23 protein-coding genes are annotated in these 23842 nt (G+C 71.2%); 16 read left to right on the top strand and 7 right to left on the bottom strand.

All coding sequences use genetic code 11. The features are described from left to right. The first annotated feature begins 21 nt into the window (after positions 1–21). The 11 genes from IEY87_RS09300 (at position 22) to IEY87_RS09250 (ending at position 12227) form a co-directional block, all read left to right on the top strand. Positions 22–384: a hypothetical protein gene (locus tag IEY87_RS09300; protein WP_189138062.1), complete on the top strand. Its 363-nt coding sequence runs from the start codon at positions 22–24 to the stop codon at positions 382–384. Between the two features lie 69 nt (positions 385–453). Continuing rightward, entirely contained in the window at positions 454–1674 is a 1221-nt protein-coding gene (locus IEY87_RS09295) for a cytochrome P450 (RefSeq protein ID WP_189138061.1), read from the top strand. Positions 1675–1916: 242 nt separating this feature from the next. Continuing rightward, positions 1917–3527: an ABC transporter substrate-binding protein gene (locus IEY87_RS09290; RefSeq protein WP_189138060.1), complete on the top strand. Its 1611-nt coding sequence runs from the start codon at positions 1917–1919 to the stop codon at positions 3525–3527. Then, the gene (locus tag IEY87_RS09285; protein WP_225277722.1) at positions 3524–4537 is read left to right on the top strand and encodes an ABC transporter permease; all 1014 of its coding nucleotides are present in this window, start codon (positions 3524–3526) and stop codon (positions 4535–4537) included. Before IEY87_RS09290 ends, IEY87_RS09285 begins: the two co-directional genes overlap by 4 nt. Beyond that, positions 4524–5387, top strand: a complete 864-nt coding sequence (locus tag IEY87_RS09280) for an ABC transporter permease (protein ID WP_189138059.1) — start codon at positions 4524–4526, stop codon at positions 5385–5387. The genes IEY87_RS09285 and IEY87_RS09280 overlap by 14 nt, the downstream gene beginning before the upstream one ends. Further along, entirely contained in the window at positions 5384–6481 is a 1098-nt protein-coding gene (locus tag IEY87_RS09275; protein ID WP_189138058.1) for an ABC transporter ATP-binding protein, read from the top strand. The genes IEY87_RS09280 and IEY87_RS09275 overlap by 4 nt, the downstream gene beginning before the upstream one ends. Next, complete coding sequence (locus IEY87_RS09270; RefSeq protein ID WP_225277721.1) at positions 6478–7506, top strand: ABC transporter ATP-binding protein; 1029 nt, start codon at positions 6478–6480, stop codon at positions 7504–7506. The genes IEY87_RS09275 and IEY87_RS09270 overlap by 4 nt, the downstream gene beginning before the upstream one ends. Next, the gene (locus IEY87_RS09265; RefSeq protein ID WP_189138057.1) at positions 7503–8612 is read left to right on the top strand and encodes an NDMA-dependent alcohol dehydrogenase; all 1110 of its coding nucleotides are present in this window, start codon (positions 7503–7505) and stop codon (positions 8610–8612) included. The genes IEY87_RS09270 and IEY87_RS09265 overlap by 4 nt, the downstream gene beginning before the upstream one ends. A 43-nt stretch (positions 8613–8655) precedes the next feature. Further along, positions 8656–10131: an aldehyde dehydrogenase family protein gene (locus tag IEY87_RS09260; RefSeq protein ID WP_189138056.1), complete on the top strand. Its 1476-nt coding sequence runs from the start codon at positions 8656–8658 to the stop codon at positions 10129–10131. Next, complete coding sequence (locus IEY87_RS09255; RefSeq protein WP_268241354.1) at positions 10118–11083, top strand: LLM class F420-dependent oxidoreductase; 966 nt, start codon at positions 10118–10120, stop codon at positions 11081–11083. The genes IEY87_RS09260 and IEY87_RS09255 overlap by 14 nt, the downstream gene beginning before the upstream one ends. A 28-nt stretch (positions 11084–11111) precedes the next feature. Then, a complete protein-coding gene (locus IEY87_RS09250; protein WP_189138055.1) occupies positions 11112–12227 on the top strand; it encodes an NDMA-dependent alcohol dehydrogenase in 1116 nt (371 codons plus the stop codon). Here the strand turns inward: IEY87_RS09250 and mftF are convergent. Genes mftF through mftA form a run of 6 tightly spaced genes read right to left on the bottom strand, consistent with a single transcriptional unit; the run spans position 12211 to position 18165 of the window. Continuing rightward, positions 12211–13641: a mycofactocin biosynthesis glycosyltransferase MftF gene (mftF, locus tag IEY87_RS09245; protein ID WP_189138054.1), complete on the bottom strand. Its 1431-nt coding sequence runs from the start codon at positions 13639–13641 to the stop codon at positions 12211–12213. The genes IEY87_RS09250 and mftF overlap by 17 nt on opposite strands. Further along, on the bottom strand, positions 13638–14426 hold the full coding sequence (locus IEY87_RS09240) for a mycofactocin-coupled SDR family oxidoreductase (RefSeq protein ID WP_229699310.1): 789 nt from the start codon (positions 14424–14426) through the stop codon (positions 13638–13640). Before IEY87_RS09240 ends, mftF begins: the two co-directional genes overlap by 4 nt. A 28-nt stretch (positions 14427–14454) precedes the next feature. After that, positions 14455–15225 carry a mycofactocin biosynthesis peptidyl-dipeptidase MftE gene (mftE, locus tag IEY87_RS09235; RefSeq protein WP_189138052.1) on the bottom strand — a complete coding sequence of 257 codons (771 nt, stop codon included), beginning with the start codon at positions 15223–15225 and terminating at the stop codon, positions 14455–14457. 45 nt (positions 15226–15270) lie between these two features. After that, entirely contained in the window at positions 15271–16440 is a 1170-nt protein-coding gene (mftD, locus tag IEY87_RS09230; RefSeq protein WP_189138051.1) for a pre-mycofactocin synthase MftD, read from the bottom strand. A 35-nt stretch (positions 16441–16475) separates the two neighbouring features. Continuing rightward, positions 16476–18053 (bottom strand): mycofactocin radical SAM maturase, encoded by a 1578-nt coding sequence (gene mftC, locus IEY87_RS09225; protein ID WP_189138050.1) that lies wholly within the window; start codon positions 18051–18053, stop codon positions 16476–16478. 13 nt (positions 18054–18066) lie between these two features. Continuing rightward, on the bottom strand, positions 18067–18165 hold the full coding sequence (gene mftA, locus IEY87_RS09220) for a mycofactocin precursor MftA (protein WP_189138049.1): 99 nt from the start codon (positions 18163–18165) through the stop codon (positions 18067–18069). 109 nt (positions 18166–18274) lie between these two features. Here mftA and mftR point away from each other — a divergent pair, with 109 nt between their 5' ends. Continuing rightward, a complete protein-coding gene (gene mftR / locus IEY87_RS09215) occupies positions 18275–18880 on the top strand; it encodes a mycofactocin system transcriptional regulator MftR (protein WP_189138048.1) in 606 nt (201 codons plus the stop codon). Here mftR and IEY87_RS09210 read toward each other — a convergent pair. Then, positions 18877–20076 (bottom strand): MFS transporter, encoded by a 1200-nt coding sequence (locus IEY87_RS09210; protein ID WP_189138047.1) that lies wholly within the window; start codon positions 20074–20076, stop codon positions 18877–18879. The two genes, mftR and IEY87_RS09210, sit on opposite strands and share 4 nt — an antisense overlap. A 189-nt stretch (positions 20077–20265) precedes the next feature. On the opposite strand from IEY87_RS09210, the gene IEY87_RS09205 reads away from it, so the two are divergent. The 4 genes from IEY87_RS09205 (at position 20266) to pstA (ending at position 23838) form a co-directional block, all read left to right on the top strand. Next, entirely contained in the window at positions 20266–20727 is a 462-nt protein-coding gene (locus IEY87_RS09205) for a MaoC family dehydratase (RefSeq protein ID WP_189138046.1), read from the top strand. 285 nt (positions 20728–21012) lie between these two features. Then, entirely contained in the window at positions 21013–22008 is a 996-nt protein-coding gene (locus IEY87_RS09200) for a PstS family phosphate ABC transporter substrate-binding protein (protein ID WP_189138045.1), read from the top strand. 1 nt (position 22009) lies between these two features. Beyond that, positions 22010–22948, top strand: coding sequence for a phosphate ABC transporter permease subunit PstC (pstC, locus tag IEY87_RS09195; protein ID WP_189138044.1), 939 nt, complete (start codon positions 22010–22012; stop codon positions 22946–22948). Beyond that, entirely contained in the window at positions 22948–23838 is an 891-nt protein-coding gene (pstA, locus tag IEY87_RS09190) for a phosphate ABC transporter permease PstA (RefSeq protein ID WP_189138043.1), read from the top strand. The genes pstC and pstA overlap by 1 nt, the downstream gene beginning before the upstream one ends. Positions 23839–23842 lie beyond the last annotated feature (4 nt).

Genomic DNA, 23842 nt, shown 5'->3' with positions numbered 1-23842 from the left:
ACGCACCCCGGAGGACCGCACATGAAGCCGTCGACCCCTTCGTCACCGGCCACGAGGGCTGTCCCGCCAGACCGGCGGTTCGTCCGCCTGCGGCAGGCCGGACAGCGTGAGGGGGTCACCACGACCATGACGTTCCTCGCCGCGGACGGGAACGCGTCCGCCGCGACCGACAACGGCGTGCTCGCCGACATCGCGGCGCGCGATCCCCGGCGAGCCGAGCTGATCCGCGCCGGGATGCGGCAGCTCATCGGTCGTGACGACGCGGTGATGCGCTGGCTCGAAGCCGACCCCGCCAACACCGCGCTCTTCACCACCGACCCGGTGACCGCCCTGCACCGCGCACTGCCGGACCTCCCGGCGGACTTCTTCGACGGGTGGCGCTGACACGCGGTCGCGGCAGCGCCTTGCACGGGAACATGACGAGCGTAGTGTGACCGGTTGGAGGGGGTTGCGATGGCCGACTTCGTGGAGCGGTACGACGTTCACCCGCGGCACTTCTGGCTGCACGGCCCGCGATCCGGGCAGCCGGTCGAGTTCGACGCCGAGACCGGCATATGGAACGTGTACGGCTATCCGGAAGCGCAGGCCATCTTCAGCGATCCGGCCACCTTCTCCTCCGACACCATGCGCCTGATCCCCAAGAGCCTGATGCCCGGGGGCGAGGACTTCTCGATGGAGGGGTTCATCACTCAGATCGACCCGCCGGAGCATGGCAAACTGCGCAAGCTGGTCAGCAGCGCCTTCACCCGGAAGGTCGTCGCCGATCTCGAGCCGAGGATCGCCGCCCTCACCCACGAGCTGCTCGACGCGGCGGCCGAGCGCGGCCGGTTCGAGCTGGTGACCGATCTGGCCTATCCGCTTCCGGTCATCGTCATCGCCGAGTTGCTGGGGGTGCCCAGCGGCGATCGGGCCCTGTTCAAGCGGTGGGCCGACGCGCTGTTCGAGCGCGACACCAAGATCTCACTCGCCGAGCCCGCCGAGCCGGCCGAGGACCAGGACGTGGACCAGGACGTGGACCTGCAGGCCACCCTCCGCCCATGGAAGGAAATGTCCGACTATCTCGCCGGACATGCCGCGGAGCGCAGAACCCGGCCGCGCGCCGACCTGCTCACCAAGCTGGTCGAGGCCGAGATGGACGGCGAACGCCTGCCCGACGACCAGGTGGTCAACTTCGCGATCGTGCTCCTGCTCGCCGGGCACATCACCACGACGATGCTGCTCGGCAACACGGTGCTCTGCCTGGACGCCTTCCCCGAGCAGCAGGACCTGGTCCGGGCCGACCGCTCCACGATCCCGGCCGTGATCGAGGAGGCGCTGCGCTACCTGCCGCCGTTCGCCGCTGTCGGCCGCTCCACCACCCGCGAGGTCGAGCTGGGCGGCGTGACCGTGCCGGCCGACCAGATGCTCCTGACGTGGGTGGGCGCGGCCAACAGGGACCCCCGGCAGTTCCCCGCCCCCGGCGCCTTCGACCCCGGCCGTGATCCCAACCCGCATCTCAGCTTCGGCCGCGGCATCCACTTCTGCCTGGGCGCCCCTTTGGCCCGGCTGGAAGGCAGGACCGCCCTCGGCATCCTGCTCGACCGCTTCACCCGGCTGCGCACCGACCCGGACGACCCGGTGGAGTTCATGCCCACCCCGACCATGACCGGCGTACGCCGCCTCCCGCTGGTCTGAGCGCCGTCCCGGTCAAAGATCCTTGACCGCCGTCAAGCGGCGGCGTACGCCGACGAATCTTTTGTCTTCCGTCTCGCGAAAGCCCGCTTTGCTCAGCGGAGGCCACGTCCTTCACTCGTGAGTGAGTGAGCTAGGCCACATCGCCGGGGTATTCGGGCCCACGGTTCTTGTGCTCAGTCGTTGCCTGGAGCGCTTCGCGGCGCCGTCGCCGTGCCGCGATCACCCAAAGCGGGAGGACCCGGATGACGTTACAGAAGCAAGGGATCGCAGCCCTTCTGGCCGCCTTATTGGCCGTTGCCGCGTGCAGCACACAGACCGCCTCCACCGCTTCCCCTTCGCCGGCCGCCGCGCAGACCCCGCAGCAGGGCGGGGAGCTCACCGTACTGGAGGACAGCGCCTTCTCCGGCTCCTGGCCGACCGGGCTGGACCCGGCGACCAACACCACGGGCGCCGCCAACATCCCCCAGATGAGCGCGATCTACGGCGGGCTCTTCACGCTCACCGCCAACGACGACGGCAGCGACGCCAAGGTCGAGCCCAACCAGGCCGAGAGCTACGAGCTGCTGGAGGACGGGCAGGTCCTGAAGATCAAGATCCGGGAGGGCCTGAAGTTCACCGACGGCACGCCGCTCGACGCCAAGGCGGTCGTCTTCAACTTCGAGCGCGGGGTCAAGTCCCCCTGCTCCTGCGCGCCCCGCTGGCCGCTGGTGGAGAAGAACCCCATCACGGTCGAGGAGCCGAACACCGTCGTCCTCCACTTCACCAGGCCGTACGCCTCGGTCATCAACGCCTTCCCCATCTCCAACGTCAACTGGATGGCCTCGCCCACCGCGGTGGACAAGCTGGGCCCGGACCAGTTCCGGGCGAACCCGGTCGGCGCCGGGCCGTTCAAGATCGTGACGAACCGGATGAGCTCCGAGCTGGTGCTGGAGCGCAACCCCGGCTACTTCAAGCCGGGACTGCCCTACCTCGACAAGCTGACGTTCAAGTCGATCGGCGGCGACCAGGCCGCCTTCCAGGCGCTGACGGCCGGGCAGGGGCAGGCGTTCGAGGGCATGAGCACCGTGCCGCTGATCGACCAGGCGAGCAAGAGCGACCGGCTGACGGTGACCCTGCAGCCGCCGACGTCGCCGTACGTCGTGCAGCTCAACACCCAGCTGGCGCCGTTCGACAACGCGAAGGCCCGTGAGGCGATCTACTACGCGACCGACTTCAACGCCATCGCCAAGGGCCTGTTCAAGGACGCCTACCCGGTGAGCCAGTCGTTCACCGCGCCGGGCGGCCTGTTCCACCACGCGACCGTGGCCGGCTACCGGACCCCGGACGTGGCCAAGGCCAAGCAGCTCGTGCAGGAGCTGGGCGGGCTCAAGGTCGAGCTGGGCACCCTGGGCGCCTACGTGGCCAAGCAGGTGATGGTGGCGCTGCAGACGCAGTGGAAGGAAGCGGGCATCGAGGTCACCATCAAGGAGTACGCGCTGTCGACCCTGGTCGAGCAGTTCAACTCCGGCAAGTGGCAGTCGATGCTGCAGACGGCGGGCGCGTGGGACCCGGCGACGGGCGTGGGCGTCGCCTTCCGCTTCCGGTCGAACTCGCCGTTCAGCGGGGTGAAGGACCCCAAGGTCGACGAGCTGATGGGCAAGGCCGAGGCCACCGTGGACGCCGCCGAGCGGGACGCGCTGTACGTGGAGCTGGGCAAGTACGTCAGCGACAAGGCGTACGCGCCGTTCGGGCTGGCCTTCGCCCCGGCGAACCTCGCGGTCAAGGGCGTGCACGGCCCCGGGCTGACCACGAAGATCCCGTCGCTCGCCGTCAACACGGCCGTCCAGTGGGACAAGGTCTGGAGGGAGAAGTGACGGTCGCCTTAGACCGGCGTTACCGGAGCGTCCCGGCCCGCCTGTTCGGGTCACCGGCCTTCCGGATGGTGGGCAAGCGGCTGCTGATGGCGATTCCGATCATGCTGGGGGTCAGCGTCCTCACCTTCTGGGTGCTGAACCTGATCCCCGGCAACGCGGCTCAGCAACTCCTGGGCGCGGAGGCGACCCCGGAGCAGATCCGCGCGCTGGAAGCGCAGATGGGCCTGAACGAGCCCGCTGTGTCGCGGTACTTCGACTGGCTCGGCGGCGCCGTCACCGGCGACCTCGGCCGGTCGTTCGTCAGCGGCCAAGACGTGGCCGGTCAGCTCGGCGAGAGGCTGACGGTGAGCGCCGAGCTGACCGGCCTGGCGCTGATCGCGTCGGTGGCGCTGGCGGTGCCGGTGGCGCTGCTGGCGGCCCGCCGGCCGGACGGGCTGTTCGACCGGGTCAGCATGTTCGTCAGCGTCAGCGGGCTGTCCGTGGCGAGCTACGTGCTCGCCCTGGTGCTGGTGCTGGTCTTCGCGGTGCGGTTCGCCGTGCTCCCGGCGATCGGGTACGTCCCGTTCGCGGAGGATCCGGTGGAGAACCTGCGCGGGATGGTGCTGCCGGCCACGGCCATCGCGGTTCCGCTGTTCTGCTTCTACACCCGCTTCCTCCGGGGCGACCTGGTCGACCAGTTGCAGGGGCAGGACTACATCGTCACCGCGCAGGCGAAGGGCATCGGGCCGTGGCAGGTGCTGCTGCGGCACGCCTTCCGCAACTCCTCGTTCGGGCTGATCACCGTGGTCGGCCTGAACCTGAGCACGCTGATCGGCTCCACGGTCATCATCGAGTCGATCTTCGCCATCCCCGGGCTCGGCCAGCTCATGCTGCAGGCGATCAACACCCGTGACGTGCTGGTGGTGCAGGCGTGCGTCATCGTCTTCGCCGTCGTGACGGTGCTGGCGAACCTGATCACCGATCTGCTGTACGCCGTACTCGACCCGAGGATTCGCTATGGCAGCGGTTGAGGCGCCGGCGGCGGAGCTCGGCCTCGCCCCAGCCCGCCGGCCCTGGGGGCGCAAGTTGGCGTTGTACGTGCCGGCCGGGCTGGTCGCGTTCGTGCTGGCCGGCTGCTTCCTGGGCCCGCTGGTGCTGCCGATCCCCGCCCCGGTCGGCGGCGACGTGCTGGAGTCGGCCCTGCCGGCGTTCTCCCCCGGCCACCTGCTCGGCACCGACCCCAACGGCAACGACATCCTGTCCCGCATCCTGTACGGCGGGCGGGCGTCCCTGCTGGTCACCATCGCGGTGAACCTGATCGGCCTGTTCGTCGGCGGGCTGCTCGGCGCCCTGTCCGGGTACGTCGGCGGCGCGCTGGACACCGTGATCATGCGGGTGCTCGACGTGCTGATCGCGTTCCCGTCGCTGGTGCTCACCCTCGCGGTGGCGCAGAGCCTCGGGCCGAGCCTGACCAACACGATCCTCGCGCTGGCGTTCTTCAGCATCCCGGCCTTCGCCCGCGTCTCCCGGGCGGCCACGCTGGGACTGCGCGAGCTGCCGTTCATGACCGCGGCCCAGCTGTGCGGCACCCCGTGGTGGCGGGTGCTGCTCCGGCACGTCGCGCCGAACATCGGCCCGCAACTGATCACCTTCAGCATGCTCGGCATGGGCATCGTGATCATCATCGAGGGGGCGCTGAGCTTCCTCGGGCTCGGCATCCCGGCACCCGATCCGAGCTGGGGCAACATGGTCGCGCAAGGGCAGGCCAGCCTGTCGGCCACGCCGGACATGGTGGTGTGGCCCAGCCTCGCCCTGTTCGTCTCCGTACTCGCCTTCAACCTCCTCGGCGAGGCTCTGCGCACCCAAGGAAGTGTCCGATGAGCGGAGAACGTGCCGACACCCTCGCCCCGCCCGGCTCCGGCCGCGACGCCGGCAGGGCGCTGCTGGAGGTGCGCGACCTGCGGGTCCGCTTCTCGCGCGGAGGACGCCGGGTGCACGCGGTGAACGGGCTGTCCTACCGGCTGAACGCCGGCGAGATCCTGGCGATCATCGGCGAGTCCGGCTCGGGCAAGAGCGTCAGCGCCCGCACCCTGATGGGGCTGCTGCCGCCGTCGGCCCAGGTGAGCGGATCGGCTCGGTTCGAGGGCACCGAGCTGCTCGGCATGCCCGAGCGGGAGATGCGCGGCTGGCGCGGCGCGGAGATCGCGATGGTCTTCCAGGACCCCGCCAGGTCGCTCAACCCGACCATGCGGATCGGCGCCCAGATCACCGAGGCGATCCGGGCGCACTCCGACATGAGCCGCAAACAGGCCGCGGCGCGGGCGGTGGAGCTACTCAAGCTGGTCCACCTGCCCGCGGCCGAGCGCCGGTTCTACGAGTATCCGCACCAGCTCTCCGGCGGCATGCGCCAGCGCGTGGTGATCGCCATCGCGCTGGCGGGCGAGCCGCGGCTGCTCATCGCGGACGAGGCGACCACCGCGCTCGACGTGACCACCCAGGCCCAGATCATGGAGCTGCTGCTCGAACTCCAGCAGCGGCTCGGCATGGCGATCATCCTGATCAGCCACGATCTGGGGCTGGCGGCGAGCTACGCGAAGAACGTCGTGGTCATGTACGCCGGGCGGGCCGTGGAGTACGCCTCCGCCGAGGAGCTGTTCGCGCACGTGCGGATGCCGTACACGCAGGCGTTGCTGGGGGCGATCCCGCTGCTGGAGCGGGAGCCGCACGCGCTGCTGCCGGTGATCCCCGGTCAGCCGCCGGACCCGGCGGCGCTGCCGGCGGGCTGCCCGTTCCGGCCGCGCTGCGCCGCCGCCACCGACGCCTGCTTGGAGCCGCCGCCCTTCGAGGAGCACGAGCCGGGGCACTGGTGGGCCTGCTGGCACCCCGCAAAGGACCCCGCAGAGGACCCCGCCAGGGACCCCGGCGAGCCCGGCGGCGCGCACGCCCGGCCGGTCAAGGACGGAGTGCAGGGATGATCATGACGCGCGAGGCCGGCGGGCCGCTGCTCGACGTGCGGGACGTCGTGCAGGAGTTCGCCGTGCGCGGCCCCGGCGGGGTGAAGGGCGCGAAGGTGCACGCGGTGTCGAACGTGTCGTTCGAGATGCGCGCCGGGGAGACCCTGGGCGTGGTGGGCGAGACCGGGTCGGGCAAGTCCACCCTGGCCCGCTCCGTCATCCAGGCGCCCCGCCCGAAGTCGGGCGTGGTGAGCTTCCTCGGCACCGACCTGATGACACTCGGGCGGCGCGCGCTGACGGAGGCGCGCCGCCACATGCAGATGGTCTACCAGGACCCGTTCGGCTCGCTGAACCCCCGCTGGCGGATCACCGAACTGGTCGAGGAGCCGCTGCGCGGCTACGGCGTGCGCTCGGCGACCCAGCGGCGGGCGCGGGTCGCCGAGCTGCTCGACCTGGTCGGCCTGGATCCGAGCGTGTACGGCGGACGCCGCCCGCACGAGTTGTCCGGCGGGCAGTGCCAGCGGGTGGCCATCGCCCGCGCTATCGCGCTGAACCCGGCGCTGATCGTCTGCGACGAGGCGGTGGCCTCGCTCGACGTGCTGATCCAGGCGCAGGTGCTGAACCTGTTCGAGCGGCTGCGCACCGAGCTCGGCCTGTCGTACCTGTTCATCTCGCACGACCTGGCGCTGGTCAAGCAGGTCAGCGACCGGGTGGCGGTGATGCACCTGGGCCGGCTCGTGGAGGTCGGCCCGGCCGGGGAGCTGTACCGGCGGCCGCTGCACCCCTACACCTCGGCGCTGCTCGACTCGATCCCCGGCCTGGACCCGGTCACCGGCCGGGTGCGCCGCCCCTCGCCGCCGGCCGGGGAGCCGCCCTCGCCGATCAACCCGCCCTCCGGCTGCCGCTTCCGCACCCGGTGCCCGCTGGCGCGGGAGCGGTGCGCGCAGGAGTCACCCGAGCTGCGCGAGCCGTTCCCCGGCCACCAGGTCGCCTGCCACTTCCCGCTCGCCAGTGCCAGTGAAGATCACGAAAAGAGGCTCACATGAGCATGACCACGCGGGCTGCCATCCTGTACGAACCCGGCAAGCCATGGGAGATCACGGACGTCGACCTGGACGAGCCGAAGGCCAACGAGGTCCGGGTCAAGTTCATGGCCGCCGGGCTGTGCCATTCCGACGACCACATCCAGAAGGGCGACGCCCCCATGCGGATGCCGGTCGTCGGCGGCCACGAGGGCGCCGGCATCGTCGAGGCGGTCGGCGACGGGGTGACCCGGGTGGCGGTGGGCGACCACGTCGTCTGCTCGTTCATCCCCGTGTGCGGCTCGTGCCGCTACTGCTCGACCGGCCGGCAGGGCCTGTGCGACGCCGGCAAGGACGCGGGCACCGGCATGTTCCCCGACGGCACGTTCCGCTTCCACAAGGACGGGCTGGACTTCGGCGGGCTCTGCGTGCTGGGCACCTTCTCCCAGTACGCGGTGCTGTCGGAGTGGTCCTGCATCAAGGTCGACGACGACATCCCGTTCGAGGTCGGCGCCCTGGTGAGCTGCGGCGTGCCGACCGGCTGGGGCTCGGCGGTGTACGCCGCGGGCGTCCGGGCCGGCGAGACCGTGGTCATCTACGGCTCGGGCGGCGTGGGCAGCAACGCGGTGCAGGGCGCCCGGCACGCCGGGGCGAAGAACGTGGTGGTCGTGGACCCGGTCGCGTTCAAGCGGGACATGGCGAAGGTCTTCGGCGCCACGCACACCTTCGCCACCGCCGCCGAGGCGCACGACTTCATCGTCGGCACCACCTGGGGCGAGCTGGCCGACCATGCCATCATCACCGTCGGCATCCTGCACGACGAGGTGATCGAGAACGCCCTCAAGGTCGTCGGCAAGAGCGGCCAGGTGACCATCACCGCGGTCGGCGGCGGCGAGCTGAACACCGGCGCGGGCCTGCTCATCGGCTACCAGCGGCGCGTCCAGGGCGCCATCTTCGGGTCCTGCAACCCGTTGTACGACGTGCCCCGCCTGCTGGGGCTGTACCGCTCCGGTGACCTCAAGCTGGACGAGCTGATCACCCGGCGTTACCGCCTGGACGAGGTCAACCAGGGCTACCAGGACATGTTGGACGGCAAGAACGTCCGCGGCGTCATCGTTCACGAGCACTGAGTCGTTCCGAGCACCGAGTCGATCAAGCACTGAGGAGTTCCCCATGACGAGCGTCCTGTCCGAGTCGGCGACCAACTCGCCTCTCATCATCGACAACGCGCACCTGATCGGCGGCGAGTGGGTTCCCGCGGCAGGCGGAGACACCATCGAGGTGATCAACCCGGCGACCCGCGAGGTGCTCGCCCGGGTGCCGCGCGGCACCGCCGTGGACGTCGACCACGCCGTCAGGGCGGCCACCGCGGCGTTCCCCGCCTGGCGCGACACCAACGCGACCGAGCGCGGCGGCCTGGTCGCCCGGTGGGCGGAGTTGATCCAGCGGCACGCGGCCGAGATCGACCGGATCGAGTCGCAGGAGGTCGGCCGCCCGCACTGGGGCCCGTCGCCGATGCCGAGGATCCTCACCTTCATCGCCGGGCAGGCCGACAAGGTGCTCGGGCACACGATGCCGACCCACACCCCCGGCGTGCTCGGCATGACGTTGCGGGAGCCGTACGGGGTGGTGGGTGTCATCATCCCGTGGAACGCGCCCGGCCCGATGTTCGCCAGTGAGGTCGGCGCGGCCGTCGCGGCGGGCAACACGATCGTGGTCAAGCCGGCCGAGGACGCGCCGCTGACCCCGCTGGCGCTGGCCAAGCTGGCGATGGAGGCGGGCATCCCGGCGGGCGTGATCAACGTCGTCACCGGCTACGGCCACGAGGCCGGAGCGGCGGTGCCGGCGCATCGGGGGGTGAACCGGGTGAGCTTCACCGGGTCGCCGGAGACCGGGTCGCTGGTGATGGCCGCCTGCGCCAAGAATCTCACCCCGCTGCACCTGGAGCTGGGCGGCAAGTCGCCGCAGGTGATCTGCGCTGACGCGGACCTGGACGCGGCGATCCCGACGATCGTGCGCGGCATCACGCTGAACACCGGCCAGATCTGCGCGGCCGGCTCGCGCGTCGTCGTGGAGCGCTCGGTGCACGCCGAGGTGGTGCGCCGGCTCGCCGAGGAGATGCGCCGGATCACGGTGGGGCCGTGGCACCAGCCGGTGCAGATGGGCCCGCTGATCAACGGCAAGCAGCACGACCGGGTGCTCGGCTACATCGAGCTCGGCCGGCAGGAGGGGGCCGAGCTGGTCACCGGCGGCGGCGTGCCCGAGGGCGAGGAGTTCGAGCGCGGCTACTTCGTCGAGGCCACCCTGTTCGACCAGGTGGACCCGGGCATGCGCATCGCCCAGGAGGAGATCTTCGGGCCGGTGCTGTCGGTGCTGCCGGTCGACGACGAGGAGGAGGCCCTGGCGGTCGCCAACGGCACCGACTACGGCCTGGTCGCCTCGGTGTGGACGGCCGACGTCGGCCGCGCGGTGCGGATGGCGCGCGGGCTGCAGGCGGGTCAGGTCTCGGTGAACGCCGCGTTCGGGCCCGGCGTGATCGGCGCGCCGTTCGGCGGCTACCGCAAGAGCGGCTTCGGCCGGACCATGAGCGCCGAGGCCGTGCAGGACTACACCCAGGTGAAGGCGGTGTCGCTGCGTGGCACCCGGTGACGGCATCCGGCTCCGCATCCTGGTGGAGCCCCAGCACGGCGGCGCCTACGCCGACTTCCTGGCGATGGCGCTGGCCGTCGAGGACGCCGGGTTCGACGCCTTCTTCCGCTCCGACCACCTGCTCGGCGTCGTCCCCGACGACCCGGCCTACCAGCCCACCGACTGCTGGACGACGCTCGGCGCACTCGCTCGCGACACCCAGCGGGTACGGCTCGGCGCGCTGATGGGCGCGGCCACGTTCCGCCATCCCGGCCTGCTGGCGACCATCGTCGCCTCGGTGGACCAGATGAGCGGCGGCCGGGTCGAGCTCGGCCTCGGCACCGGCTGGTTCGAGCGTGAGCATGCCGCGTTCGGCATCCCGTTCCCGGCGCAGCGGGAGCGGTTCGACCGGCTGGAGGAGCAGCTCGCCGTCATCACCGGGCTGTGGGGCACACCGCCCGGCGACCCGGACGGCTTCTCCTTCGACGGCGCCCACTACCGGATCGAGGCCAACCGCAATCCGCCACGGCCGGTGCAGTCGCCGTACCCGCCGATCCTGATCGGCGGGTCGGGGCCGAAGCGCACCCCGGCCATCGCGGCCAGGTACGCGAGCGAGTTCAACACCGCGCTCGGCGGCGACCTGCGCGAGCGGCTGGGCACCTTCAGCCGGGCCTGCGAGGCGATCGGCCGCGACCCGGCCGAGCCGCGCCGTTCCTCGGTCATCCCGACGGCCGTCGGCGGCACCCCGGCCGAGACGGAGCGCCGGGCGTCCGTCATCGGCTCGGACTTCATCCGGACCAACGCCCTCATCGGCACCCCCGCGATGCTCACCGAGCGGATCGCGGAGCTCGGCGGTCTCGGCGTCGACACCGTCTACCTGCACATCTACGACATTCACGACCTGGACCACATTGCTCTGCTCGGCGCCGAGGTCCTGCCCCACGTCACGGCGATGAAGGTCGCGACGCCGTGAGATCCCCGACCACGCTCAAGGAGTCCCGATGAGCCTCACCACTCGCGCCGCCATCGCCCGCCGACCGCACACCGGCTGGGAGCTGGCCGAGCTCCAGCTCGACGCGCCCAAGGCGCACGAGGTGCGGGTGAAGTTCCACGCCTCCGGGCTGTGCCACTCCGACGACCACATCACCAAGGGCGACGCCGGCGTGCGCTTCCCCGTGGTGGGCGGCCACGAGGGCGCCGGCGTGGTCGAGTCGGTCGGCCCGGACGTGCGCCGGGTCAAGCCCGGCGACCGGATCATCTGCTCCTACATCCCGGCGTGCGGCGCCTGCCGGCCCTGCTCGACCGGCCATCAGAACATGTGCGTCAAGGGCTTGAACGCCGGCACCGGCATGTTCCTCGACGGCACCTTCCGCTTCCACCTCGGCGAGGAGGACCTCGGCGGCTTCTGCACCCTGGGCACCTTCTCCGAGTACGCGGTGGTCTCGGAGTACGCGTGCCTCCCGCTGGCCGACGACATCCCGTTCGAGATCGGCGCGCTGGTCGGCTGCGGCGTGCCGACCGGCTGGGGCTCGGCCGTGTACGCGGCCGGGGTGCGGGCCGGGGACACCGTGGCGATCTTCGGCGCGGGCGGCGTGGGCAGCAACGCGGTGCAGGGCGCCCGGTACGCCGGGGCGAAGAACGTGGTCGTCGTCGACCCGGTCGCGTTCAAGCGGGACATGGCCAAGACCTTCGGCGCCACGCACACCTTCGCCACCGCCGCCGAGGCGCACGACTTCATCGTCGACACCACCTGGGGACAACTCGCCGACCACGCGATCCTCACCCCCGGCGTGCTCACCGAGGAGATCGTGCAGGCGGCGGTCGCGATGGTCGGCAAGGGCGGCAAGGTGACCGTCACCGCGGTCGGGAAGATGAACGAGCAGGCGGTGCACTTCCGCGCGGGACTGCTGATCGGCTACCAGCGGCAGATCCGTGGCGCGCTGTTCGGCGACTGCAACCCGCTGTATGACGTGCCCAAGCTGCTCGGGCTGTACCGCGCGGGCGACCTCAAGCTCGACGAGCTGATCACCCAGCGGTACCGGCTCGACCAGGTGAACGACGCCTACCAGGACCTGGCCGACGGCAAGAACATCCGCGGCGTCATCGTCCACGATTGACCGGGCGCCGGCCCCGGGCCCGCCGCTGTACGTCCGGTAGCAGGGCCCGGGGTGAACGGCCGCGGATCGCGCCGTACCAGACGCCGCAGCCGTAGGCCGCGTCGTCGAGGCGGCGGGCGAGGGCGTACCTGATCGGGTCCAGGTGCGCCCTCGTGCGGCGTAGATCGACCACGGTGTCGAGCACCGTGGCCGCGACCATGGCGCGGCGCAGTCTCCGGGAGAACAGGCAGCCGACGGCGGCCACCGGCCACCAGTGGCGCAGCAGGAGCGCGGCGGCCTGCCAGACCGAGGCGACCGCGCCGTCCACGGCCAGCCGCAGGCCCAGGCGTCGCGGGTGCGCGCTCCCCTCGACCTTGCGCGCGATCCGCGCGGCGGCCACGCCGAGGAGCAGCGCGGCGACGGGCAGGGACCAGCGCCGCTGGGCGAGCAGCGCGAGGACGAAGCCCACGCTCCAGGGAGCCAGCACGACGGGCGCCACGTTCGTCCCGTGGCGCCGGGCCAGCAGGTGCGCGCCGGTGCCGTAGAACGCCTTGCGGGCGAGCCAGTCGTGCACGTCCGCACGGTGCTCGTGCCGTACGACCGCCGTGGGCTCGTAGCGGATCCGCCGGCCGGCGGCGGCGAGCCGCCACACCAGGTCGACGTCCTCGGCGACGCGCATGTCGGCGCTGAACCCGTCGCCCAGCGCGTCCACCCGGGCCAGCAGACAGGCGCTCGGCACCCAGGAGACGGGGGCGCGCGGCCGGACGATCCCCGGCTCCACCCCGAGGTCGAGCGAGGAGCGCGCGTCCTCGTACCGGCGGATCCACCGGTCCCGGCCCGGCATGCGCAGCCCCAGCACGCGCGGGGCGGCCATGGCCACCCTCGGGTCGGCGAAGTGGCGCAGCAGGAGCGGCAGCGCGTCGGGGTCGAGGACCACGTCGGAGTCGACGAAGGCGACGTAGGGGGTGGTGACCCGGCGCAGCCCCGCGTTCCTGGCCGCGGCGGGGCCACCGTTCACGGCCAGCGCGACCGGCTCGGCCCGATGGGCGGCCGCCACCGCCGCGATGGCCTCCGGCTCCGCGGAGCCGTCGTCGACCACGACCACCCGCAGGCGGCCGTCCAGACAGGCCAGCAGCCTGTCCAGCGGGCCGGGACGGTCGCGGATCGGGACGACGACCGTCACCTGGGACAGGTCGCGGTCGGGCAGCTCCGCCACGATCGGGTCGGCCATGCCGGTGTCGAGCAGCCGGTCGGCGAGCGTGGCCGTGGCCCGGCCGGTCACCCGTACGGTGCGATCGACGATCAGCGCCCTGGCGCGCTCGGTGAGGTAGAGCACCCGCGTCGGCGCCCCGCCGACGAGGGTCCGACCACCGTCACGAACCTGGACGTGCCGATTCAACCGAACGGCGAACCCGACCGGCAGCGGACCGGTCACGGGGTGAAGCCTCCGTCCGCTGACACCACGGATCCGTTGAGGACGCCTCCCTCGGGGGAGCAGCAGAACGCGATCGTCGCGGCGATCTCGGCGGGGTCGATGAGGCGGCGCAGGAGTTGGGAGGAGGCGAAGGCGTCCATGGTGTCCAGGGCGTAGAGGTCGGCGGTGGCGCTGAGCATGGGCGTACGGGTCGAGCCGGGAGAGACGGCGACCGCGGTCACGCCGGTACCGACCAAGTCGGCGGCGAGCCCGCGGACCAGGCCGACCACGGCGTGCTTGGCCATCGTGTAGGCCGACAGGCGGAACAGCCCGTGGGACCCGGCGGCCGAGGCCACCGCGACGAACCGGCACCCGCCCGGCTCGGGCCCGGCCAGCAGGTGCGGGACACACGCGGCGGCCGTGTTCCACACGCCGAGCACGTCGGTTTCCCACAGGGTGTGCACATGCGCGGCCGGCGTCTCCCACAGCGGCCGGCCGCCGACGATGACCGCCGCGGCGGCCACGACCGCGTCCAGCCGCCCGAACCGCGCCACGGCCAGGGCCGCGGCCTCCGCCAGCTCATCGGCGTCACGTACATCAGCGACAGACGGTACGACCGCGCCGGGGTGGTCATCGGCCAACTCCTCCAGCTCACCCTTGGTCGCCAGCGCATAACTCACGCCGGCAGGCCGCTCCGGCCCGTCCCCCGCGCAACCGTCGACCGCGACGACCCGATACCCCTTGGCACACAGAGCCCGTACGGCAGCCGCCCCGATCCCCCGCGCCGCCCCGGTCACCAACGCCACCCGCCCTCCACCGGCAGCCACCGGCCCCTCACTCACCTCTGCTCCCGGACGCGGCCGGTTTCAGGAGGCGGCCTGTGCGGTCTGTTTCGCCGTTTCGGATTCGGGTCGTCACGTCGTCGGCCAGCTGCTCGAACAGGTGGCGGCCGGCCTCGGCGGAGGCCGTGGTGGGGTCGCCGAGCACGCCGGACGGGGACACGGCGGCGACGCCCTCGGCCGTGAGCGTGGGCAAAAGGTCGGCGAGCGGGGTGAGGTTGCCCGGCGCGGCCCATGCCAGGTCCACCAGGTGCGGGGCCAGATGCAGCATGAGCGAGGTCTCGGCATGGCCGGCGTGGGCGTCGGTGCCGGGGGTCGTACAGGGTGCCCACACCACGGCGTGCCCCTCGTACCGTAACCGCGCCACGGCGGCGGCAAGGGCGCGCAGGTTGCCGCCGTGCCCGTTGACGATCACGACCTGCCCGGCCCAGCGGGACAGCGACCGGACGAGCTCGACCAGCAGGACCTGGAGCGCCTCGGTACCGATGGACATCGTGCCGGGGAAGTCCTGGTGCTCGCCGCTGGCGCCGTACGCGACGGCGGGCGCCACCAGAAACCGGAGACGGGCGGCCACGGCCCGCGCCACCGCCGTCGCGATGGTCGTGTCGGTGTGCAGCGGCAGGTGCGGACCGTGCTGCTCGGTGGAGCCGAGCGGCACCAGGACCGTGGGCGAGGCCGGCAGCGCGGACCAGGCCAGACCCGCCAGCGCACGCTCGTCACCCTCCTCGGACAGAGGATCATCCTTCGGGGCAGGCCGCCGCCTCATCGGGTGGTCAGCCGATCTCGCGCAGGCCGCCGCCTCTTCACGCAGTCAGCCGATCTCGCGGGTGAACCCCGGCGGCATCACCACGTCACCGGGCACCAGGTCGTGCACGGAAGCCCGGCCGAGGCCCAGCAGCGCCGAGTCGATCCCGTTGCGCAGCACGTCCAGCACGTTCTCGACGCCCGCCTGCCCGTTCGCCGCCAGCCCCCACAGGCAGGCGCGGCCGATCATCACCGCCCGCGCGCCCAGCGCGACCGCCTTGACCACGTCACCGCCGCGCCGTACACCACCGTCCATCAGGACTTCGATCTCGTGGCCGACGGCGGCCGCGATGCCGGGCAGCAGCCGGATGGTGGCGGGTGTGCCGTCCAGGTTGTTCCCGCCGTGGTTGGACACCGAGATCGCGGTGACCCCGATGTCCACCGCCCGGCGGGCGTCGTCGCGGCGGCCGATGCCCTTGAGCATGAACGGCCCGCCCCACTGCTCCCGCATCCACCGCACGTCCTCCCAGCTCGGCGGCGGTGTCCGCATCCACTCGCCGTACGCGCCGAAGAACGTCGGGGCCGGCCTGCCCGGCTCCGACACGTTGGGCACGGTCAGGTCGGGCAGCCGGCCGGACTTGACGAAGCCGAGCAGCCACCGCGGCCGCGCCAGCGTCTGCGGCGCGAGCCGGGCCATCGCCTTCAGGTCCAGCTTGTCCGGGATCCACGGGCTGCCCCAGTCCCGGCTGTGGGAGAACGTCCAGTCCAGGGTGACGATCAGCCCCTTGACCCCGGCGTCGCGGGCCCGCTCCATGTGCCCGGCCATGGAGTCCTTGCTGCCCATCCAGTACATCTGGAAGAAGGTCCGCGGGTTGGCCGGCACGACCTCCTCCACGGACTTGCTCGCGAAGTTGCTCAACCCCATGACCGTGCCGCGCGCCGCTGCGGCGCGCGCCACCGCCACCTCCCCATCAGGGTGTACGGCCTGCACCCCGGTGGGCGAGATGAGCACCGGCATCGAGATCTGCTGACCCATCACCGTGGTGCCCAGATCCCGCTTGGCGGGCAGGTCCGCCACGTGCGGCGCGAAGCCGAGCTCGGCGAACGCGGCCAGGTTGTCGCGGTAGGTCCGGCCTCGTTCCGAGCCGGCGAGCAGCGCCGAGTAGACCGACCCGGGCAGCCGGCGCCGCGCCCGCCGCTGCGCCTCCGCCACCGTCTCGAACCACGCGTTCGCCATCGAACCTCTTTCCTCGTCGCAGAACCCGGCGATTTCTAGCCGTCGGAGAACCCGGCGAGCGGGCTCTCGGCGCACGCGTGCACAGGTGGAGCGGCTGGGGTGGGGCGCCCAAGGGTCACCGGCACCGGCCGCGCGGCCGGAGTGGGACGGCGCCCGATGGTCACCGGCACCGGCACCGGCCCCGGCCGCGCGCCGCCGGGGCGGGTGCGGTGGGAGTGGTCCTGGCCGGGCTTGGGCGTCGTACGGCCGGGCGCGGCGAGCGCGCCTTCGGCGTGTCCCTGAACGCATTCGGGGTCGGGCCCGTCCAGCGGCAGCCCGGTGAAGAACTTGGCCGCCATGCACCCGCCCCGGCAGGAGTCGTAGAAGTCGCAGCCGGAGCAGGCGCCGCCAGTCTGGGGTGAGCGGAGCTCCTTGAACAGCTCCGACTCCCGCCACACGGTGGCGAAGCCGCCGTCGGTGAGCACGTTGCCGGCGTGGAAGCGGTCATGGATGGCGAACGGGCACGCGTACACGTCGCCGACCGGATCGATCAGGCAGACGACCCGGCCCGCGCCGCACAGGTTCAGCCCCGGCAGTGACTCGCCGTAGCCGGCCAGGTGGAAGAACGAGTCGCCGGTGAGCACGTCCTCGCCCGCCCGCAGCAGCCACTCGTACAGCTCGCGCTGCTGGGCGGCGGTCGGATGCAGGTCGTCCCACACGTCGGCGCCACGGCCCGACGGGCGCAGCCGGGTGAGCCGGAGGGTCGCTCCCCTGGCGTCCGCGATGGCCTTGAACGCGTCGAGCTGGCCGATGTTCTCCCTGGTCATGACCACGGACAGCTTGGCGTTCTCGAACCCGGCCTCAGCCAGATCGTCCAGCGCCCGCAGCGCGGTCACGTACGATCCCGCGCCGCGCACCCGGTCGTTGACCTCCGCCGTGGCGCCGTCGAGCGACACCTGCACGTCCACGTAGTCCGTGGCCGCCAGGAATCGGGCCCGTTCCGGCGTGAGGCGGACGCCGTTCGTGGAGAACTTCACGCCGACCTTCTGGCTCACCGCGTATTCCAGCAGCTCCCAGAAGTCGGGCCGCACGGTCGGCTCACCACCGCCGATGTTGACGTAGAAGACCTGCATGTCGCGCAGCTCGTCGATCACCGCCTTGCACTGCTCGGTGCTCAGCTCGCGGGGGTCACGCCGCCCGGACGACGACAGGCAGTGCACGCAGGACAGGTTGCACGCGTAGGTGAGCTCCCAGGTCAGGCAGATGGGCGCGGCGAGCCCCTGCTCGAACCGCCGAACCAGCGCCCCACTCGCCGCCGCGCTCCCCCCGCCCGTCGGGGTGAGCGCCTGCGGCGGCGTCCTTGCTCCCGTACGTAATCTGATCATGTCGGTCGCCGCCAGGCTGCGCAGCGCCTCGGCGTAGGCGGGCCAGCGGGCGGCGGGCACCCCGGCGTACGTCAGCGCGGCGCGGGCGTCGGGCTGGTCGGCGAGAGCCCCGACGACCGAGACCAGCTCGGTGCGTTTGAGGAAGGTCAGGCGCCGGTTGCCGAAGTGGTAGGCCATCGCCCCGAAGGTCTCCGGCCGCAGGGCGACGCTGGGGGAAAGCTCCCAGGCCTGGTCGAGCGGGCTCGTCATCGCCGCGCGCCGGCTAGTAGACGCCGCACATGCCGTCGATGGAGACCTCTTCCAGCAGCGTCTCCTCGATGAGCTCGTCCGTCTCGGTGGTGGAGGTGGTCTTGTCGTCCATGACTACTCCTCGGTCGGGGGCGGCGCAATTGCGGCACCGAGTGCATCAACTACTTAATGACACCGAGGGCCAAAAAGGAAGGCCCTACTTGTGGAGTACCTTCAGGGGGATGGTGAGCAGCCGACCCAGGCAGGCGCCCGGCCGCCGCCCCGCCACAGACCTCGGCGCGATCGAGCGGGCGGCGTTCCGGCTGTTCGCGGTCCGGGGCTTCGAGGAAACGACCGTGGACGCCATCGCCGAAGCCGCGGGCATCGGCCGGCGCACGCTGTTCCGCTACTACCCATCCAAGAACGACATCCCCTGGGGCCAGTTCGAGGCCGGCCTCGCGCACCTGCGCGCGTTCCTGCGGGCCACCCCCCTGGACATCCCGGTCCACCGGGCGGTGCACCAGGCAGTGCTCGACTTCAACCACCTGGACGAGGCCGCGATCCCCCAGCACCGCGAACGCATGCGCCTCCTCCTCACCACCCCCGCCCTGCAGGCGCACTCCGCCCTGAAATACGCCGCCTGGCGCGCCGTGATCGCCGACTACACCGCCGAGAGGTACGGCCTGTCCCCCCACGACCTGCTGCCCCGGACGGTAGGCCATGTGAGCCTGGGCATGGCGCTGTCGGCGTACGAACAGTGGCTGGACACCGAGGACGCCTCCCTCCCCGCCCTCCTGGACGCAGCCCTCGCGGGCCTGCGCCACCACCTGTGCGAAGAACCCGCCTAACGTCGCAGGTGGGCCATCCCCCGCACGAAGAGCAGGCAGGGCGGGATCACCAGCACCAGCCCGGCCGCGCCCAGGAGGACGGCGTCGGTGCCCAGCAGGGTCGTCAGGGGTCCGGTCAGCGCCTGACCGAACGGCATCAGGCCGAAGGTGCTGAGCCAGGCCAGCGAGGTGATCCGCCCGATCAGGTGGTCCGGCACCTCCCGGTACATCGCGACGTCCCAGGTGAGGGCGTACGTCTCGACGCCGAAGCCGGCCACGAGGTAGCAGCAGAACAGCACTCCGACGGAGGGGGCGTACAGCAGGGCCAGCGGGACCAGCGCGTACAGGGACATCGAGCACACGGCCACGACCCCCGGCCGCCTCGGCTGCCAGGCCATCATGGTGACACTGCTGATCAGGCCACCGGCGCCGTAGCACGCGAGGGCCGTGCCGTACGCCGTGTAGGAGCCGAAGGTGTCGCGGCTCAGCAGCGGCAGCAGGACCTGGCTCGGCGCGATCACGAACATGAGGCTGACCGGGGAGAACAGGAGCAGCGCCGTCAGCCACGGCCGGCGCCCCGCCTCGGCGAACCCCGCCCACGCCTCACCCAGCACCGAGCGGCGAGCCGCCGGCGTCCACGCGGGTTCCCGTACCCGGCGGAACGTCGCCGCGCCGGCCGCGAAGACGACCGCCGCCAGCACGAACGGGAGGAGGTCGAGACCGCTCGCCAGCAGCGTGCCGAGCACCGGGCCGGCGATGACGCCCACCCGCGTGCAGATGTTGACGACGGCCCGGCCGGAGACGCGCTGCTCCTCCGTCAGCGTGCTCGCCAGCATGGCGTTGAAGGCTGGCCGGATGAACGACTCCGCCGCGCCGACCGCGAACAGCACCGCCGCCAGCGACCAGGCGGGCGGCCGGCCCGCGAGGAAGAGGACCGGGACGATCGCGGCGGCGGCGTCGACGCCCAGCATGATGATCAGGATGCGCCGTCGCGGAAGGCGGTCGGACCATACGCCGCCGACCAGGAGCAGGCTCAACGACGCGATGCCCTTGGCGGCGAGCACGACCCCCACGGTGGCGGCGTCGCCTCCGGCGTCGAGCAGCGAGACGGTGACGGCGACCACGAGGATCTGCTCGCCCAGCACGAACCCGAGCTGCGCCGCCGCGAGCAGCCGGAAGGCCGGATTCCGCAGCGCCGTCAGATTGATGGGGGACATCCGCCACAGGATCGCAGACTCACTGCCATGCGGGACAAATGACGTAGGTCGTACGCGCTGGAGGCCCTGCGCCGGTGCCGTCATCGGCCGCATCCGCTGGGCCGCCGTCGCTCCATAACGTCGAACCGGGTCAATACGCCTACCTGCAGGACTTCAAGCCCACCCCGCTCGACCTCGGAGGATTCTGATATGGCGGCCATCATCGTCAACGGCGTCGAGGGCGTGCGCGCACTGCCCATCGGCGAGCCGCTCGGGCAGAGCGGCCTGTACGAGGTCACCCAGGAGGCGGTCAACCGGTTCGCCGACGCCACGGGCGACCACCAGTGGATCCACGTCGACCCCGAACGCGCCAGGAACGGCCCCTTCGGCGGCCCGATCGCGCACGGCTACCTCACACTGTCCCTGGTCCCCCGCCTCCTCCCGGAGATCATCCAGTTGAAGGGCTTCAGCCTGGGCATCAACTACGGCTGCGAGAGGGTCCGTTTCCCCTCGCCCGTCCCCGTCGGGAGCAAGCTGCGCGCCACCGCGACCCTGGACCACGTCGCCGACGTCACCGGCGGGGTGCAGCTCACCATCACCATGGTCTTCACCGTCGAGGGCGCCGCCAAGCCGGCCTGCGCCGCGACCATCCTGCTCCGCCAGCTCGTCTGACGACCCCCACGAACACGTACGGCCCCACGACCACGTACGGCCCGTGAGCTCCGGCTCGCGGGCCGTACGCGCGTCACCGCCGCTGAAGAGGTCATGACCTCCAGGTGAACGCCGGCTGTCCAAGAGTGCCGCCGCCCTGGTGAGCACCCCTCTTACCAAGGGTTCACACCTTTCCGCACACCCCTTCCACCCGTGGTCACGACCCGTTTTCCGTCTGTTCACCTTGTGCCGTTTGTATCGAGATGCAGCAAAGAACAGCTCTTACTACGGAGAAGGACGCACACCGTGACCAGTGGACAGCGCCGCCTCAGCGCGGCGGCGACGGCCGCCATCGTTGTGGCTCTTTCCGCCGCATGCGGCGGCACCAACACCACTCCGCCGGCCGGGGACGGCACCGCGACCGCTTCCCAGGCCGCGGGCGCCGAGCTGAGCGGGCAGGTCAAGGCGGACGGCTCCAGCACGGTAGCCCCCTTGACGAGCGCCGCGGCAGAGTTCTTCGCCGAAGAGCAGCCCAAGATCAATGTGACGGTGGGCACTTCCGGCACCGGTGGCGGCTTTGAGAAGTTCTGCAACGGTGAGACCGACATCTCTGACGCCTCCCGTCCGATCAAGGACGAGGAGAAGGCCGCGTGCGAGGCCAAGGGCGTCAAGTTCTCCGAGCTCACCGTCGCGACCGACGCCCTCACCGTGGTCGTGAACAAGGACAACACCTGGGCGAAGTGCCTGACCACCGCCCAGCTCAAGAAGATGTGGGAGCCGGCGGCCGACGGCAAGATCACCACCTGGAAGCAGGTCGACGCCAAGTTCCCGGACGAGCCGCTGAAGCTGTTCGGCGCGGGCACCGACTCGGGCACCTTCGACTACTTCACCGATGAGATCAACGGCGAAGAGGGCGCGAGCCGCAAGGACTACAGCCCCAGCGAGGACGACAACGTCACCGTCCAGGGCGTCAGCGGCTCCAAGGGCGGCCTCGGCTACTTCGGGTTCACCTACTTCGAGGAGAACGCCGACAAGCTGAAGGCCGTCGAGATCGACTCCGGCGACGGCTGTGTCGCGCCGAGCGTCGCGGCCGCACAGGACGGCACTTACACGCCGCTGGCCAGGCCGCTGTTCATCTACCCGTCCGCCGCGATCACCAAGAAGCCCGAGGGCGTCGCGTTCCTCGACTTCTACGTCGGCAACATCTCCAAGATCGCGACTGACGCGAAGTTCATCCCGCTCAACCCCGAGCAGGAGGCCAAGCTCAAGTCCGACTACGCCGCACTGAAGACGCAGGGCTGACATGGCCACCCCGCCCTCCGCGACCGCGCCGGGGACCTCACCGTCCTTGGCGCGGTCGCGCCCGCGTCACGGTGAGCAGATCATCAAGGTCGTGCTCCTGCTGGCCGCCCTGGTCTCGGTCGCCACCACCATCGGCATCGTGGTGTCGCTCCTGGAGCCCACGATCAGGTTCTTCGGCGAGGTCAGCGCGGTGGAGTTCTTCACCTCCACCAGCTGGGGCCCGCTGTTCGAGCCGCCGGGCTACGGCGTGCTGCCGCTGGTCAGCGCGACCCTCATCACCACGGGCATCGCCGTCGTGGTGGCCGTGCCGCTGGGTCTGGGCGCCGCCATCTACCTGTCGGAGTACGCCAGGCCGCGGGTCAGGCAGATCTGCAAGCCCGTCCTCGAGGTTCTCGCGGGCATCCCGACCGTGGTCTTCGGCTTCTTCGCGCTGAGCTTCGTCACCCCGCTGCTGCGCGGCATCCTCCCGTTCGAGATCGAGATCTTCAACGCGCTCTGCGCCGGTCTCGTCGTCGGCTTCATGATCATCCCGATCGTGGCCTCGCTCTCCGAGGACGCGATGACGGCGGTGCCCCGGGCGCTGCGCGAGGGCTCGTTCGCCCTGGGCGCGTCCAAGATGACCACCTCGGTGCGGGTCGTGCTGCCCGCCGCCTTCTCCGGCATCGTCGCGGCCGTCATCCTGGCGGTCTCCCGCGGCGCGGGCGAGACGATGATCGTCTACATCGCCGGCGGCGGCCAGCCCAACTTCACCTTCGACCTCGGCAAGGCGATGCAGACCATGGCGGCGTTCATCGCGCAGGCCGGGTCGGGCGACGTGCCGATCGGCACGGTGGACTACAACACCATCTTCGCGGTCGGATCACTGCTGTTCGTGATGACGTTCGCGATGAACTACGTCAGCGCCCGACTGGTGCGAAGGTATCGAGAGGTGTACGAGTAATGGCCGTTCTCTCGACACCACGCTCAGCCGTGCAACTGGCGAGCAAGGGCCGCCCGGTCCGGGAGCACCTGTTCCGGATCGCGCTGATCGCCAGCCTGGGCATCGCGTTCGTCTTCCTGGCCGCGCTGCTCTCCTACGTTCTCGTGGAGGGCTGGCCGAGAATCGACTCCCGCCTCTGGGAGAACATGCCGTCGGTCCGCAATCCGGACATCGCCGGCGCCCAGTCGGCCATCACCGGCACCCTCTGGGTCATCTCGCTGACCGCCGTCCTCACCCTGCCGACCGGCATCGCCGCGGCGATCTACCTGGAGGAGTACGCCGACAAGACCCGCTGGTGGAACCGGGTCATCGAGCTCAACATCCAGAACCTCGCCGCGATCCCCTCGATCGTCTACGGCATCCTCGGCCTGGGCATCATCGCCCGGACGTTCGGCCTGGGATTCAGCGTGATCACCGCGTCGATGACCCTCGGCCTGCTCGTCCTGCCCATCGTGATCATCGCCTCCCGTGAGGCGATCCGCGCGGTTCCGCCGTCCATCCGGGAGGGCTCGCTCGCCCTCGGCGCGACGCAGTGGCAGACCATCTCCCGGCAGGTGCTGCCCGCCTCGATCCCCGGCATCGCGACCGGCTCGATCCTGGCGCTGTCCCGCGCGATCGGCGAGGCCGCCCCGCTGCTCATGCTGGGCGCGGTGTCCTTCATCCGCTTCAACCCGGACGGCGTCTTCGCCAGCTACACCGTCCTGCCGATCCAGATCTTCAACTGGATCTCCCAATCGCGCGAGGGATTCCACGTCCTCGCGTCGGCGGCGATCGTGATCCTCCTTCTGATCCTGCTGCTGATGAACTCCGTCGCCATCTGGCTCCGCAACCGCTATCAGAAGCGCTGGTAAGGGA

Source organism: Nonomuraea glycinis, from assembly GCF_014646515.1.
Lineage (GTDB): Bacteria > Actinomycetota > Actinomycetes > Streptosporangiales > Streptosporangiaceae > Nonomuraea > Nonomuraea glycinis.
This window is presented reverse-complemented; position numbering and strand designations above follow the sequence as displayed.

Bases quoted from the DNA above. Each gene is read 5' to 3' on its own strand.
- IEY87_RS09280 (WP_189138059.1), top strand. From the start codon at position 4,524: ATGGCAGCGGTTGAGGCGCCGGCGGCGGAGCTCGGCCTCGCCCCAGCC.
- IEY87_RS09260 (WP_189138056.1), top strand. From the start codon at position 8,656: ATGACGAGCGTCCTGTCCGAGTCGGCGACCAACTCGCCTCTCATCATC.
- mftA (WP_189138049.1), bottom strand. From the start codon at position 18,165: ATGGACGACAAGACCACCTCCACCACCGAGACGGACGAGCTCATCGAG.
- IEY87_RS09295 (WP_189138061.1), top strand. From the start codon at position 454: ATGGCCGACTTCGTGGAGCGGTACGACGTTCACCCGCGGCACTTCTGG.
- mftR (WP_189138048.1), top strand. From the start codon at position 18,275: ATGGTGAGCAGCCGACCCAGGCAGGCGCCCGGCCGCCGCCCCGCCACA.
- mftE (WP_189138052.1), bottom strand. From the start codon at position 15,225: ATGAGGCGGCGGCCTGCCCCGAAGGATGATCCTCTGTCCGAGGAGGGT.
- IEY87_RS09250 (WP_189138055.1), top strand. From the start codon at position 11,112: ATGAGCCTCACCACTCGCGCCGCCATCGCCCGCCGACCGCACACCGGC.
- IEY87_RS09265 (WP_189138057.1), top strand. From the start codon at position 7,503: ATGAGCATGACCACGCGGGCTGCCATCCTGTACGAACCCGGCAAGCCA.
- mftC (WP_189138050.1), bottom strand. From the start codon at position 18,053: ATGACGAGCCCGCTCGACCAGGCCTGGGAGCTTTCCCCCAGCGTCGCC.
- IEY87_RS09300 (WP_189138062.1), top strand. From the start codon at position 22: ATGAAGCCGTCGACCCCTTCGTCACCGGCCACGAGGGCTGTCCCGCCA.
- pstA (WP_189138043.1), top strand. From the start codon at position 22,948: ATGGCCGTTCTCTCGACACCACGCTCAGCCGTGCAACTGGCGAGCAAG.
- IEY87_RS09210 (WP_189138047.1), bottom strand. From the start codon at position 20,076: ATGTCCCCCATCAATCTGACGGCGCTGCGGAATCCGGCCTTCCGGCTG.
- IEY87_RS09290 (WP_189138060.1), top strand. From the start codon at position 1,917: ATGACGTTACAGAAGCAAGGGATCGCAGCCCTTCTGGCCGCCTTATTG.
- IEY87_RS09275 (WP_189138058.1), top strand. From the start codon at position 5,384: ATGAGCGGAGAACGTGCCGACACCCTCGCCCCGCCCGGCTCCGGCCGC.
- mftD (WP_189138051.1), bottom strand. From the start codon at position 16,440: ATGGCGAACGCGTGGTTCGAGACGGTGGCGGAGGCGCAGCGGCGGGCG.
- pstC (WP_189138044.1), top strand. From the start codon at position 22,010: ATGGCCACCCCGCCCTCCGCGACCGCGCCGGGGACCTCACCGTCCTTG.
- IEY87_RS09270 (WP_225277721.1), top strand. From the start codon at position 6,478: ATGATCATGACGCGCGAGGCCGGCGGGCCGCTGCTCGACGTGCGGGAC.
- IEY87_RS09205 (WP_189138046.1), top strand. From the start codon at position 20,266: ATGGCGGCCATCATCGTCAACGGCGTCGAGGGCGTGCGCGCACTGCCC.